This is a genomic window from Pseudoxanthomonas winnipegensis (genome assembly GCF_030322905.1).
GTDB classification, from domain to species: Bacteria; Pseudomonadota; Gammaproteobacteria; order Xanthomonadales; family Xanthomonadaceae; genus Pseudoxanthomonas_A; species Pseudoxanthomonas_A winnipegensis.
Genome location: NZ_CP095475.1, coordinates 526,239 through 539,529, shown reverse-complemented (window position 1 = coordinate 539,529; position 13,291 = coordinate 526,239). Strand labels below are relative to the sequence as shown.

Annotated in this window: 10 protein-coding genes; 3 read left to right on the top strand and 7 right to left on the bottom strand. The window is 71.1% G+C overall.

What is annotated here, in order from left to right; translation table 11 throughout:
- Positions 1-11 precede the first annotated feature (11 nt).
- Positions 12-1,028, bottom strand: coding sequence for a hypothetical protein (locus MWN52_RS02210; protein ID WP_235872930.1), 1,017 nt, complete (start codon positions 1,026-1,028; stop codon positions 12-14).
- Between the two features lie 266 nt (positions 1,029-1,294).
- On the opposite strand from MWN52_RS02210, the gene MWN52_RS02205 reads away from it, so the two are divergent.
- A complete protein-coding gene (locus MWN52_RS02205) occupies positions 1,295-4,384 on the top strand; it encodes a discoidin domain-containing protein (RefSeq protein ID WP_286577666.1) in 3,090 nt (1,029 codons plus the stop codon).
- Between the two features lie 43 nt (positions 4,385-4,427).
- Here the strand turns inward: MWN52_RS02205 and glpK are convergent, their stop codons facing one another.
- From glpK to MWN52_RS02185, 4 genes are all read right to left on the bottom strand, one after another.
- Positions 4,428-5,927 (bottom strand): glycerol kinase GlpK, encoded by a 1,500-nt coding sequence (glpK, locus tag MWN52_RS02200; RefSeq protein ID WP_130523836.1) that lies wholly within the window; start codon positions 5,925-5,927, stop codon positions 4,428-4,430.
- 80 nt (positions 5,928-6,007) lie between these two features.
- Positions 6,008-6,808, bottom strand: a complete 801-nt coding sequence (locus MWN52_RS02195; RefSeq protein ID WP_130552271.1) for an MIP/aquaporin family protein — start codon at positions 6,806-6,808, stop codon at positions 6,008-6,010.
- Between the two features lie 110 nt (positions 6,809-6,918).
- Positions 6,919-8,424: a glycerol-3-phosphate dehydrogenase gene (gene glpD, locus MWN52_RS02190; protein WP_286576399.1), complete on the bottom strand. Its 1,506-nt coding sequence runs from the start codon at positions 8,422-8,424 to the stop codon at positions 6,919-6,921.
- Between the two features lie 332 nt (positions 8,425-8,756).
- Positions 8,757-9,530 carry a DeoR/GlpR family DNA-binding transcription regulator gene (locus MWN52_RS02185; protein ID WP_130515000.1) on the bottom strand — a complete coding sequence of 258 codons (774 nt, stop codon included), beginning with the start codon at positions 9,528-9,530 and terminating at the stop codon, positions 8,757-8,759.
- A gap of 186 nt (positions 9,531-9,716) precedes the next feature.
- On the opposite strand from MWN52_RS02185, the gene MWN52_RS02180 reads away from it, so the two are divergent.
- Positions 9,717-10,499: an alpha/beta fold hydrolase gene (locus tag MWN52_RS02180; RefSeq protein ID WP_286576397.1), complete on the top strand. Its 783-nt coding sequence runs from the start codon at positions 9,717-9,719 to the stop codon at positions 10,497-10,499.
- 30 nt (positions 10,500-10,529) lie between these two features.
- On the opposite strand, the gene MWN52_RS02175 is transcribed toward MWN52_RS02180, so the two are convergent.
- Positions 10,530-11,546 (bottom strand): MBL fold metallo-hydrolase, encoded by a 1,017-nt coding sequence (locus MWN52_RS02175; protein WP_286576396.1) that lies wholly within the window; start codon positions 11,544-11,546, stop codon positions 10,530-10,532.
- Between the two features lie 81 nt (positions 11,547-11,627).
- Positions 11,628-12,776 (bottom strand): FAD-dependent oxidoreductase, encoded by a 1,149-nt coding sequence (locus MWN52_RS02170; protein WP_286576394.1) that lies wholly within the window; start codon positions 12,774-12,776, stop codon positions 11,628-11,630.
- Between the two features lie 50 nt (positions 12,777-12,826).
- On the opposite strand from MWN52_RS02170, the gene MWN52_RS02165 reads away from it, so the two are divergent.
- On the top strand, positions 12,827-13,282 hold the full coding sequence (locus MWN52_RS02165) for a MarR family winged helix-turn-helix transcriptional regulator (RefSeq protein WP_130514993.1): 456 nt from the start codon (positions 12,827-12,829) through the stop codon (positions 13,280-13,282).
- The last annotated feature ends 9 nt before the right edge of the window (positions 13,283-13,291 follow it).

The following is a 13,291-nucleotide window of genomic DNA, read 5'->3' as shown; positions in this document are numbered from 1 at the left end:
ACGCGCCGCGATCAGCCGGCCTTGCCACACCCCGACAGCTGCTTGTCGGCGTACCACAGCGCGCGGCGCGACAGGTCGTAGGCCGCGTCGATGGCCTGCGGCAGCTGGTACTGGGCGCGGGCCGGGTCGGCGCCGTGGGCCAGCGCGTTCTCGCTGCGTTCCAGCGCCTGCAGGTTGCTGCGCACGTCGGCCAGCCACTTGTCCTTGCGCGGGTCGTGACACATCAGCGCGCGGCCCTGCAGGGCGTCGAGCTGGGCGCGGATGGCCTTGGTCGCCTCCCCGGTGGGCTGCGGCGCCTTCTCGAACGCGATCGGCGCGGCCTTGTAGGCATCGCCGGTGGCCTCGCTGCCGAGGTCGTCGCGGTTCTGCGCCAGGGCAGGATTGAAGCGCGTGTCCGGCGGCGGCCGGGCGGTGGGCGAGCTGCGCCCGCTCTTGAACATGTCGGCGATGGCGCGGTTGACCTTCTGCGCGGCGACATCGCCCAGCGTGCCCTTGGACACCCAGTCCTTCTCGAACCGCGTTTCGTTGTACTGCACCGGATTGGGGCGCTCCATCAGCGCCTTGGTCTTGGCCGCGTCGCGGGCGTTGGCCAGGCCCGGCGGGCTGCCCTGCGGCGGGCCCGGCTCGGCGGCGACGCCGGGGGGCAGCTTGGCCCGCCCGTCGCGGTCGTACACCGCACGGGCGACCTCGCCCTGATCGGCCGGCGCGGTGACCCGAGGCGTAGCCAGCGGCGGCGGAATGGTGGCCGGCGGGCGCTGGTGGGCGGCGACCGGCGGCGGTGGGCGTGAAGGCGCGGCCGGCGTCGCCTCGGCGGCGGCGCGCGGCGGCGCGGCGACCGGTGCGGCCGGGCGTGCGGGCGCGGCGGCCTGTGGCCGGGCGATGAACTCCAGCCGCAGCCGCTGCTCCTGGCTGCGCGCCGGGGCCAGTCGCGCCATCGGCGCCTGCAGCAGGACCAGGGCGATGAGGGCCATGATCGCCAGGCTCAGGAGCGCCGCGGGGACGCGCAGGCGCGACTCGTCCCATTCCATGTGTGCTACTGCCGCCAAGTGTCCCCGCCATTGCGCAAATCAAGCGCGGCATTGTGCGCAAGCGTCCGCACCGAATTGATGGCATTGCGTTACGCACCTTCACGGCATGCGCCCGGCATTCAGCAAGGCCAGGGCGGTGTGATGTTGCGGTGCCGCTCGCCAGGTCCGTCGGGCCCTGCCAGCATCGCCGCATGAGAACGGTTACAGCGAGTGCGATCATGGGGATGCGCGGGCGGACGGGCACGGCGCTGCGCCGGGGCGTGCTGATGGGCTGGCTGTGCATCGCCCTGCCGGCGATGGCCGCCGACGGACTGCCGCCGCCGCGCAGCCAGTGGAAGGCCAGCAGCTCGGCCACCGAGGCGCCGGCCCTGGCCTCGGCGCATGCCTTCGATGGCGACCCGGCCACGCGCTGGGGCGGGCCGTTCTCGCCCGGCCACTGGCTGCAGCTGGACCTGGGCGCGGCCGCCGACCTCGGCGGGGTGCGCATCCAGTGGGACGTCAGCCACGCCAACGCCTATCAGCTGCAGGCCTCGGACGATGGCCAGGCCTGGCGCACCATCTACGCCACCACCGACAGCCCGGGCCGCACCGAGTACGTGCTGTTCCCGGTGGTGCGCACGCGCTACCTGCGCCTGGCCGCGCCGGCGCGCACGGCGGACTGGGGCGTGGGCATCTTCGAATTCCAGCCGCTCACCGTGGCGCAGGCGCCGCGCATCGCCGGCCTGGCCGGCGCGGGCGACCCGGCGTCGCTGTGGAGCCGCGGTCCGGCCCGCGCGCTGGGCCGTCAGCAGGGCGGCTACGGGCTGGAGGTGCGCTTCCCGCAGCCGCAGGAGGTGGCCGGGCTGCAGGTCGACTGGGGCACGACCCCGGCCAGCGTGGCGCTTGAAGGCCGCGATGCCTCGGGCCGCTGGACGCCGCTGGCGCAGGAGCCGCACGCCTTCGGTGCGTCCTCCTACCTGGCCGGCGATGCGCCGCGCACGGTCAGCGCGCTGCGCCTGCTCGCCCGCGCCGGCACCGCGCCCAGCGTGACCCGTCTGCGCGTGCTCGGCCCCAAGGCGGTGATGACGCCGATGAAGCGCTACCAGCTGGCCGCCACCGGGCCGGAGGCGGCGCTGTTCCCGTCCTCGCTGCAGATGAAGCAGGTGTACTGGACGGTGGTGGGCGTGCCGGCCGGGCGGCAGAAGGCGGTGTTCGACGAATACGGCAACCTGGAGGCGTTCAAGGGCGCGCCGCTGGTGCAGCCGGTCTGGCGCGACGCCGGCGGCAAGGCGGCCGCGGCCACGGTGGACACGCCGATCCGGCACGCCCTGCGCGAGGGCTGGATGCCGATGCCGCAGGTGCAGTGGACCGCCCAGCCCGGCCTGGAGCTCACCAGCCAGGCCATCGCCCTGGAGCACGGCGGGGTGCCGGTGGTGCTGGTGCGCCATCGCCTGCGCAATACCGGGGCCACCGCGGTGGACGGCACGCTCTCGCTGCTGACCCGGCCGCTGCAGGTCAGCCCGCCCTGGCAGAACGGCGGCCTGTCGCCGATCCGCGATATCGCCGTCGAGACCGCCCGGGGCGGCGCCGGCGTGCGCGTCAACGGACGGCTGCTGTTCCAGAGCGCGAGCGCGCCCGACCTGCACGGTGTGGCCGCGTTCGGCGCCCATGGCGAAGACGAGATCACCCGCTTCGCCGCGGCCGGCACTGCGCCGCAGGCGCAGCAGGCCAGCGACCCGCAGGGGCTGGCCGCCGGCCTGCTCGGCTGGCGCGTGCACCTGGCGCCGGGCGCGCAGCGCGACATCGTGCTGGCCTTCGCGCTGGGCGACGAGGTGATCGACGCCAAGGCGGTCGAGGCCGCGCACTGGCCGGCCGCGCCGGCGCTGGACGTGCAGGACCTGCTGGGCGACGGCGATGCCGGCGCCCGCTTCGACGCCCTGGCCGATGCGCAGGCCGCGCAGTGGCAGCAGCGGCTGGGCCGGATCGGCCTGTCCCTGCCCGATCCGTCGCTGGTGGACATGCTGCGCGCGCAGGCCGCGTACATGCTGCTCAACCAGAGCGGCCCGGCGATGCAGCCGGGCCCGCGCAACTACAACCGCTCCTTCATCCGCGATGGCTCGGCCACCGCCGCGGTGCTGCTGCGCATGGGCATGGCCGACACCGCGCGCGACTACCTGCGCTGGTACAGCACCCACGCGGTGCACGACAACGGCCTGGTCTCGCCGATCCTCAACGACGACGGCAGCGTCAACACCGGCTTCGGCTCGGACCTGGAGTACGACGCCCAGGGCCAGTACCTGTGGCTGGTGGCCGAGGTCGCGCGCTTGGACGGCGGCGCGCAGACCGTGCGCGAATACCAGCCGCAGGTGAAGCGCGCGCTGCAGTTCCTGCAGGCGCTGCGCGAGCGCACGCTGGTGCCGGGCTATCAGGCCGATCGTCCGGCGCCGGAGCGCTTCGCCGGCATCCTCGCGCCGTCGATCAGCCACGAGGGCTATTCGGTGCCCACCCACAGCTACTGGGACGACTACTGGGCGCTGCGCGGCTGGCACGACGGCGCCTGGCTGGCCGAGCAATGGGGCGACACCGCCACGGCGCAGTGGGCGCGCGCGCAGTACACGCTGCTGCGCGATGCGCTGGCCGCCTCGATCCGCGCCACCATGCGCTGGAAGGGCATCGACACGATTCCCGCCGATGCCGACCAGGGCGGCTCCGACCCGACCAGCGTGTCGATCGCGCTCGATCCCACCGGCGCGCAGGACGTGCTGCCGGCCGACGCGCTGGGACGTACCTTCGATGCCTACCTGGAGCAGGTGCGTCAGCGCGACGCACCCGATGCGCTCTACGCCTACACCCCTTACGAGATGCGCAACGTGCTGACCTTTGTCCACCTGGACCGGCCGGCCGATGCGCAGTTCATGCTCGAGCACGTGGTGCGCGACCGCCGGCCAACGGCGTGGCAGGAACTGGCCGAGGTCGTGTACTCGGACAAGCGCCACGCCATCTATCTGGGCGACATGCCGCATACCTGGATCGGCGCCGAGTACGCGCGCAGCGTGTTCGGCATGCTGATGTTCGAAGGCGACCGCGCGCTGTCGCTGCTGCCCGGCACGCCGCCGTCCTGGGTCGCCGGCCCGGGCCTGAAGGTCGACGGCCTGCCCACCGCCTACGGCACGCTGGCCATGCAGGCCCGGCAGGAGGGCCAGCGGCTGACGATCACGCTGGGCAAGGGGCTCAGGGCCGACAGCGCGCTCAAGGTCTACTGGCCCAACCGCCAGCGGCCCCGCAGCGTCACCGTCGATGGCCAGGCCGTGCGCGAGTTCGATGCGCAGGGCGTCGCGCTGACGCGGCCGTTCTCCACCCTGGTAGCGCAGTGGTGAGGCCGGCGCCGGCGGCCCCTCCGCCGGCGCTCCTGCCCGAGGCTCAGTCCGGGCGGAAGGCCATCGTCGCCTGCACGGCCTTCTTCCAGCCGCCATAGCGGCGCTCGCGGTCGGCCGCCGCCATGGTCGGCTCGAAGCGCGCGTCGATGGCCCACTGGTTGGCGATCTCCTCGCGGCTGGACCAGAAGCCGGTCGCCAGTCCGGCCAGGTAGGCCGCGCCGAGCGCGGTGGTTTCGGACACCTTGGGACGGACCACCGCCGTGTCGAGGATGTCGGCCTGGAACTGGGCCAGGAAGTCGTTGGTGATCGCGCCGCCGTCTGCGCGCAGTTCCTTCAGCTCCAGCTTGGCATCGGCCTGCATGGCCTCGAGCACGTCGCGGGTCTGATAGGCCATCGACTCCAGCGTGGCGCGGATGAAGTGCTCCTTGCTGGTGCCGCGGGTCAGGCCGAAGAACGCGCCGCGGACCTCGCTGTCCCAGTAGGGCGCGGCCAGGCCGACGAAGGCCGGCACCATGTAGACCCCGTCGGTGTCCGGCACGCGCTCGGCGTAGGCCTGCGTGTCGCGGGCCTTGCCGAACATGCGCAGGCCGTCGCGCAGCCACTGCACCGCCGAACCGGCGACGAAGATGCTGCCCTCCAGCGCGTATTCCACCTTGCCGTCGATGCCCCAGGCGATGGTGGTGAGCAGGCCGTTGCTGGACTGGACCGCCTTCTCGCCGGTGTTCATCAGCACGAAGCAACCGGTGCCGTAGGTGTTCTTGGCCATGCCCGGCGTATAGCAGGCCTGGCCGAACAGCGCCGCCTGCTGGTCGCCGGCGATGCCGGCGATCGGCACCTTGTGCCCGAAGAAATGCCGGCCGGCGGTATGGGTATAGACCTCGCTGGACGAACACACCCTGGGCAGCATCGAGCGGGGCACGCCGAGGATGTCCAGCAGTTCCTCGTCCCAGCGCAGCGCGTGGATGTCGTACATCAGCGTGCGCCCGGCGTTGGTCTGGTCGGTGACGTGGGCGTGGTCCTCGGAGAGGTTCCAGATCAACCAGCTGTCGATGGTGCCGAACAGCAGGTCGCCGGCCTGCGCCTTCTCGCGCACGCCCTCGACGTTGTCCAGGATCCACTTGAGCTTGGTGCCGGCGAAGTACGGGTCAATCAGCAGGCCGGATCTGGCGCGGAACAGCGCATCGTGGCCCGCCTCGCGCAGCTCCTTGCACACGCTCTGCGACTGGCGCGACTGCCAGACGATGGCGTTGTATACGGCCTGGCCGGTGTGCTTGTCCCACACCACGGTGGTTTCGCGCTGGTTGGTGATGCCGATGGCCGCCACCTGCGATGCGTCGACGTTGGCCTGGGTCAGCACGTCGGTCATCGTGGTCAGCACGGTGGACAGGATCTCGCGCGGGTTGTGCTCGACCCAGCCCGGCTGCGGGAAGATCTGGGTGAACTCGCGCTGGGCGATGCCTTTGACCGCGCCGCTGCGGTCGAACAGCATGGCGCGCGAACTGGTGGTGCCCTGGTCGATCGCCAGCACGTATTGCTTGTCCATCGGGTGACTCCCTGCGGGTTGGAAGAGCCGGCGCGAGGCGCGCGGCGGAAAACGGTGACGCGTGGCCGGTCCTTCAGACCTTACGGCTTCTGCGCGGCGCGCTGGCGCGCCGGCAGGAACGGATAGATCAGCCACTGATAGGCGGCGGCGCCGACCACGCCGCCGATCAACGGGCCGACGATGGGCACCCACCAGTAGTTGTGCGGCGCGGGGAAGGCCGAGGGCCCCCAGCCGGCGAAGAACGCGAACACGCGCGGGCCGAAATCGCGGGCCGGGTTGATCGCCCAGGCCTCCAGATAGCCCATCGACGCGCCGATGGTCGCCACCAGCAGGCCGATGATCAGCGCGCCGGAGTTGGCGCCCGGCGCCATCTCGTTGTACTGCTCGGTGATGGCGAAGATGCCGAAGATCAGGAACGCGGTGAGGATGGCCTGATCGGTCAGCGCATGGAGCGGTGTGACCGCGAGCCCCGGCGCGGTGAAGAACACCCCGGCCGCGCCGCCGGCTTCGCGCGTGAGCTGCTTGACCTCGTTGTAGTGATCGATCACCGGCGCGTACAGCGCATAGACGATGGCCGCGCCGACCATGCCGCCGATCACCTGCGCGCCCCAGTAAGGCAGCACCTTCTTCCACGAGAACCCGCGGAACAGCGCCAGCGCCAGCGTCACCGCCGGATTGGCGTGGGTGCCCGAGACCGAACCGGTGGCATAGATGGCGATGGTGACGCCCAGCCCCCAGGCGATGCAGACACCCCAGTAGCCGCCGGCATAGGGATTGGGATCGTAGAGGGTGTACATCGCCGCGACCGAATCGCCGAAGGCGATGATGATCGTCATCGCCACCGCCTCCGAGATCAGCTCGCCGAGAAACTGCCGACTCATCGCCGACCTCCTGTCGGACCAGCGGCGATGGTGCGGGGCTTGGTGGACATGTCAGCAACCTCCCAGTGATGACGTGCGGCCGCGCGACGCGGCCAAGGATGTCGGATGGATCAGGCGCGCGTGGCCATCGTCGCGGCGGGAGCGCGCAGCACCTCGGCCAGGCGGCGCTGCTGGGCCGGCGCCAGGCGCAGGCCCAGCTTGCTGCGGCGCCAGAGCAGGTCTTCGGCGTCGACGACCCATTCGTGGTGCCGCAGGTAGTCGACCTCGACCTGATAGAGATCGGCGCCGAAGTGCTCGCCCAGGTCGGCCAGCGTCGTCGCCTCGCCCAGGATGCGCTCGGTGCGCGAACCGTAGTTGCGCACCAGCCGCCAGGCCAGTTCCTTGGGCAGCCAGGGCCGCGCCGTGCGCAGCAGCGCCAGGGCCTGATCGAAGGGCAGCATGTCCCCGCCCGGCAGCGGCGCCCCGTCCGCGGTCCAGGGCTGCGGCTTGCGGCCCAGCTGCGACTCGAGCTTGTCCACGGCCTGCTCGGCCAGCTTGCGATAGGTGGTGAGCTTGCCGCCGAACACGCTCAGCAGCGGCGGCCCGTCCGCATCGACTTCCAGCCGGTAGTCGCGGGTGACCTCGGAGGCGTTGTCCTCCTCGTCCTCCAGCAGCGGGCGCACGCCGCTGTAGGTCCACACCACATCGCCGGGGGCGATGGACTTGCGGAAGTAGCGGTTGGCCGCCGCGCACAGGTAGTCGACCTCGTCCGCGTCGATGCGCGGATGCCCTGGATCGGCCTTGTACTCCATGTCGGTGGTGCCGATCAGGGTGAAGTCGCGCTCGTAGGGAATGGCGAAGACGATACGGCGGTCGGGTTGCTGAAAGATGTAGGCATGGTCGTGCGCGAACATGCGCGGCACCACGATGTGGCTGCCCTTGACCAGACGCAGCGCATAGTCGTGCTGCAGATGCGCGACCTGGTCCAGGAACTGCACCGCCCAGGGACCGGCGGCATTGACCAGGGCCCGGGCCTCGACCGTGATGCGCTGGCCCTGCGCGGTCTCCAGTTCGGCCAGCCAATGCGCGCCATCGCGGCGCGCGCTGACGCAGCGGGTCCGGGTGTGGACGGAGGCGCCGCGCTCGGCCGCGTCCATCGCATTGAGCACCACCAGCCTGGCGTCCTGCACCCAGCCATCGGAGTAGGCGAAGCCCGTGGTGAACTCCTCCTTCAGCGGCACGCCCACCGGCGAGCGGCGCAGGTCGACCCGGCGCGAACCTTCCAGCGTGCGCTTCCCGCCCAGGCGGTCGTAGAGGAACATGCCGATGCGGATCATCCAGGCCGGCCGCAGGTGCGGCTGGTGCGGAAGCAGGAAGCGCAGCGGCCAGGCGATGTGCGGGGCCAGGCGCAGCAGCACCTCGCGCTCGGCCAGCGCCTTGCCGACCAGGCGGAACTCGTACTGCTCCAGATAGCGCAGGCCGCCGTGGATCAGCTTGGTGCTGGCGCTGGAGGTATGCGCGGCCAGATCGTCGGCCTCGCACAGGCACACGCTCAGCCCGCGGCCGATCGCGTCGCGGGCGATGCCCACGCCGTTGATCCCGCCGCCCACCACCAGCACATCGACGCGTTCGACCATCTCACCGCTCCTCGACCGGGCCGCCGCCCGCGCGACGACGGCCGCATGGCGCCGTTCGCGCCTGGACAAAGACGGACAACAACGATCTTAAACGAACATTTACGAACATTTCGTGAGCGCGGCATGCCCGCTCGGGCTCACGGGGTTAGACGATGGTCGAAGGCGCCGCCGATCTGGAGTTCGTTTCGACACCGCCAACGGCGTGCCCCAGGCCGCCTGTTCGGGGCAGCCTCGGGTGAAAATGCATGTCCGGCGAGCCGCCTCCTGCCGAGGGTGGCGCCGGCCTGGTTTGCACCGGCCTGGGGCCAGCGCCAGGCGCCACGAACCCGCCGTCAGTCGCCGACGACGTGGACCCGGGTCTTGCCCGCGGCCAGCACCTCGGCCAGGACGTCCGGCGGCGCGCGGTCGGTGAACCAGTCGTCCACCAGCGCGATCGGCCCCAGCCGGCACAGCGCGTTGCGGCCGATCTTGCTGGCGTCGGCGGCCAGCAGCACCTGCCGCGAATGCTCGACGATGGCCTGGGCCACGCGCACCTCCTGGAAGTCGAAGTCCAGCAGCGTGCCGTCCAGCTCGATGCCGGAGATGCCGATGATCCCGAAGTCCACGGTGAACTGGCGCACCAGATCGATGGTCGGCTGGCCGGTCACGCCCTGGTCGCGCGCGCGCACCATGCCGCCGGCCACGATCACCTCGAAGCTGGGGTTGGTGCTCATCAGCACCGCCACGTTGAGGTTGTTGGTGATCACCCGCAGCCCCTGCTTGTGCATCAGCGCCGCGGCCACGTCCTCGTTGGTGGTGCCCAGGTTGATGAACAGCGAGGAATGGTCGGGGACATGCGTGGCCACCTCCCGGGCGATGCGACGCTTCTGCTCGGCCTGCAGGGACTTGCGCGTGGCGTAGGCGGTGTTCTCCACGCTGGAGGGCAGGCTCACCCCGCCGTGGTAGCGACGCAGCAGGCCGGCCTCGCACAGCAGCATCAGGTCGCGGCGGATGGTCTGCTGGGTCACGTCGAACTGCGTGGCCAATCCGTCCACCTCGGCATAGCCGAGCTGGCGCACCAGCGCCACCAGTTGCTCCTGGCGCCGGTTGAGGACCGGATGTTCCATGCGTACCGCCTGTGCCTGCGAGGTGCCCGCATGATCGTCGATGCGGCGCGCAATGCAACACCGCAGCGCGCAAGGCCTGCGCCCCGCACGCGCCTGCGACACAAGAACAACACACTGCGTCCGCGCGATCGCACTGCCCGGCGCGGGCGACTCCACTAGGCTGAGCGCCTGCGTAGAGGATCCCCGATGAGCGACGCCACACCAGGCCTCAACATGATCCGGACCGGCCCGCGGGGCGGCGTGCCGCTGCTGTTCCTGCATGCGCTCGGCCTGGATCTTTCGGTATGGGAACAGCAGATCCACGCCTTCGCACGCGACCGCGATGTGATCGCGATCGACCTGCCCGGCCACGGACGCTCGCCGCACGGGCGGGAAGCGCCGAGCTTCGCCGGCTTCGCCGAGGCGCTGATCACGCTGCTCGGCGCCCTGCGCACCGGCCCGGTCGATGTCGTCGGCATCTCGGTCGGCGGCATGATCGCGCAGACCCTGGCGGTGACCTCGCCGACGCACGTACGCTCGCTCATGCTTGTCGCCACCTCCTGCACCTTCTCCGATGCGGTCAGGAATCTTCTGCGGCAGCGCGCGGAAACCGTGCGCGCGATCGGCATGGAAGGCATCGCGCCGTTGCACCTCGCGCGCTGGTTCCCGGCGGAGTTTCTCGCGGCGCGCCCCGAAATCGGCGACCGGCTGGGCAAACTGCTGCTGCGCAACGACGCGGACTTTCACGCCCAGCTCTGGGACATGGTCGCCGGCCTGTCGCTGGAGGAGGCGATTGCCTCCCTGCCCCATCCGACCCTGGTCGTCGCCGGCGCGGACGATGCCAGTGCGCCGCCGGCGGCCGGTCAGCTGATCGTCGACCGGATCGCGCACGCGCGGCTGGCGGTCGTGCCTGCGTGCGGGCACTTTCCGCCGCTGGAGCATCCGGACGCGTTCAACGCCTTGCTGCGCGACTTTCTCACCCCGCTTTAGGCGCACCAGGCACCCGCGGGCTTGACGCGCCTACTTGGGCAGGCGCCACCAGGCCGAACCCGCGGTCGGCTGCCGCAGGTCGACGCGCTCGCCGATCACCGGCGTGGACAGCGCGACGCCGCGCTCGGCGGCCAAGGCGCTGATGCGCTCGAACGGCTCGAACCACGGATGCAGCGCCAGGTCGAAGGTGCCGTTGTGGATCGGCAGCATCCAGCGCCCCTGCAGGTCCAGATGCGCCTGCAGGGATTCCTCGGGCCGCATGTGCACGTGCGGCCACTGGCGATCGTAGGCGCCGGTCTCCACCAGGGTCAGGTCGAACGGCCCGAAGCGCTCGCCGATCTGTCTGAAGCCATCGAAATAACCGCTGTCGCCGCTGAAGAACACGCGCAGCCCGTCGTCGATCAACACCCACGAGCACCACAGCGTGGCATTGCCATCGCGCAGCCCGCGCCCGGAGAAATGCTGGGCCGGCGTGGCGACCAGGCGCAGCCCGTCGATGACGGTGGACTGCCACCAGTCCAGCTGTTGCACCTTGGCCGCCGGCACGCCCCAGCGCACCAGCGTGTCGCCCACGCCCAGCGGGGCGACGAAGTGCTCGGCCGAGGCGGACAGCGCGCGCACGGCCGCCTTGTCCAGATGGTCGTAGTGGTTGTGCGAGAGGATCACGCCCTTCAGCGACGGCAGATCCTTCAGCGCGATCGGCGGCGCATGGAAGCGCTTGGGCCCCATCCACGGCAGCGGCGAGGCACGCTGGGCGAAGACCGGGTCGGTGATCCAGAACTGCCCCCGCAGCTTGAGCAGCACGGTCGAATGGCCGAGCCGGTACAGGCTGAAATCCGGCGCGGCCAGCAGTTCGGCACGGGTCAGCGGGCGTACTGGAATCGGGCGGTCCGGCACGCTGGTGCGCGGCTTGTCGAACAGCACGCTGCGGAACAGCCGCAGCGATTCCAGCAGCCCGGTGCGCGGGATCGCGATCGCATTGCGGAAGCGCCCTGCGCTGGACTGCAGCGACGCAGCGCGGGATCCGGGTTCGTTGGAGTCGGCCATGGCAGCACCATGGGGACAACCACCTCGCCTGACAAGCCCAGGCGCTGTCGATCCTGCGTGCGACGCGGCGCGCGCCCGCCGTCAGCCCGCGCGATGGGCCTGTTGATGCTGACGGTACATCGCCGCGGTCAGTTCCAGCCCGACATGCGAGAGCTGGGTAGCCGCGGCCTCGGCCGATTCCTGTGCCACTTCGGCCACGCGCTCGAACATGCCCGCCTCGTAGCGACACACCGCGTCATGCAGCGCACCCTGCGCCAGCTGCTCGGCCAGTTCGGCGGCATCGAGCATGGCCGCGTTGACGCCTTCGCCGGCGAAGGGCGACATCAGATGCGCCGCGTCGCCGATCAGGGTCAGGCCGGGACGGTGGTTCCAGCGATGCCCCACGGGCAGCGCGTGGATCGGTCGCGCGACGAAGTGGTCGTTGGCCGCGCGGAACAGGTCCAGGATCTCCGGCGCGAACCCGGCGAACTCCTCGAGCAGCCCGGCCCGCACGGCCTGCGGATCGCTGAAGTCGAAGCGCTGCTGCGCCCAGTCCGCCGGCACGCGGAAGATGGCGTAGCCGCGCACATGCGCATGCCCGTTACGCTGGGCGATGAGCATCCTGCCCTCGCCTTCGATGTCGAGCTTGCCCGGTCCGACCAGCGCGGACAGCGCCGGATGGTCGCGATCGACCTGGTCGATGCCGAACTCGACGAAGGTCAGGCCGCTGTACTGCGGACGGTAGGACGACAGCAGCGGGCGCACCCTGGACCAGGCGCCGTCCGCGCCGACCACCAGGTCGAACGGGCCGACCAGGCCGCTGGCCAGTTCCAGCTGCCAACGGCCTTCGTCCAGCGCATGCAGGGCCTGCAGCGGCGCGCCCCAGCGCACGGTGCCGGGGGCGAGCGCATCGAGCAGCATCGCGCGCAGCGCGGTGCGGTCGACCTCGGGCCGGCTGCGGTCGAAGCCCTCCCGGTCCTCGAACAGCACCTCGCCGCGGTGGTTGAGCAGGCGCTCGCCCTGGTCTTCGTAGCGGGCGATGCGCGCGAAGGCGTTCTGCAGCCCGGCGCGTTCGATCGCGAGCAGGCCCGAGCCCTGATGCAGATCGAGCGAGCCGCCCTGGGGGCGCTCCAGCGGATGCGCCTCGCGCTCGAACACCTCCGGCGCGAGCCCCTGCAGCTGCAGCAGGCGGGCCAGCGTCAGGCCGGCCGGGCCGCCCCCGACGATGGCGATACGCGGAAGGTTGGCCATGCCTGCTGCTCCGGATATGATAGGTGCCTATATTTAAAACATAGCCACCTATGGAAAGTCAAACCAGCGAACTCGAGCACGCCGCCCGCCACGATCCGCTCAAGCTGCTCGGCATCGCCTATCGCACGTTCTCGCGACTGGTCGACGCGCAGCTGCGCGAGCATGGCTTCGCCATGGGCCAGCTGCCGGTGCTGGTGGCGCTCAAGCACGGCGATGCGCTGTCGCAGGGCGAACTGGCGCGGCGCGCGCGGGTCGAACAACCGAGCATGGCCCAGCTGCTCAACCGCATGGAGCGCGACGGGCTGATCCAGCGCACGCCCGATCCGGCCGATGGCCGCAGCAAGCTGATCTCGTTGACGCCGCTGGCGCGCAGACGCCTGCCCAAGGCCAAGGCGGTGATGGACGCCACCGGCGAACAGGCCCTGGCCGGCTTCGACGCGCAGGACCTGGCCCAGTTCGCCACGCTGATGCTGCGGATCAACCGCAACCTGGACGCGTTGGAGTAGGCACCGCGC

Bases quoted from the DNA above. Each gene is read 5' to 3' on its own strand.
- MWN52_RS02210 (WP_235872930.1), bottom strand. From the start codon at position 1,028: ATGGAATGGGACGAGTCGCGCCTGCGCGTCCCCGCGGCGCTCCTGAGC.
- MWN52_RS02205 (WP_286577666.1), top strand. From the start codon at position 1,295: ATGGGCTGGCTGTGCATCGCCCTGCCGGCGATGGCCGCCGACGGACTG.
- glpK (WP_130523836.1), bottom strand. From the start codon at position 5,927: ATGGACAAGCAATACGTGCTGGCGATCGACCAGGGCACCACCAGTTCG.
- MWN52_RS02195 (WP_130552271.1), bottom strand. From the start codon at position 6,808: ATGAGTCGGCAGTTTCTCGGCGAGCTGATCTCGGAGGCGGTGGCGATG.
- glpD (WP_286576399.1), bottom strand. From the start codon at position 8,424: ATGGTCGAACGCGTCGATGTGCTGGTGGTGGGCGGCGGGATCAACGGC.
- MWN52_RS02185 (WP_130515000.1), bottom strand. From the start codon at position 9,530: ATGGAACATCCGGTCCTCAACCGGCGCCAGGAGCAACTGGTGGCGCTG.
- MWN52_RS02180 (WP_286576397.1), top strand. From the start codon at position 9,717: ATGAGCGACGCCACACCAGGCCTCAACATGATCCGGACCGGCCCGCGG.
- MWN52_RS02175 (WP_286576396.1), bottom strand. From the start codon at position 11,546: ATGGCCGACTCCAACGAACCCGGATCCCGCGCTGCGTCGCTGCAGTCC.
- MWN52_RS02170 (WP_286576394.1), bottom strand. From the start codon at position 12,776: ATGGCCAACCTTCCGCGTATCGCCATCGTCGGGGGCGGCCCGGCCGGC.
- MWN52_RS02165 (WP_130514993.1), top strand. From the start codon at position 12,827: ATGGAAAGTCAAACCAGCGAACTCGAGCACGCCGCCCGCCACGATCCG.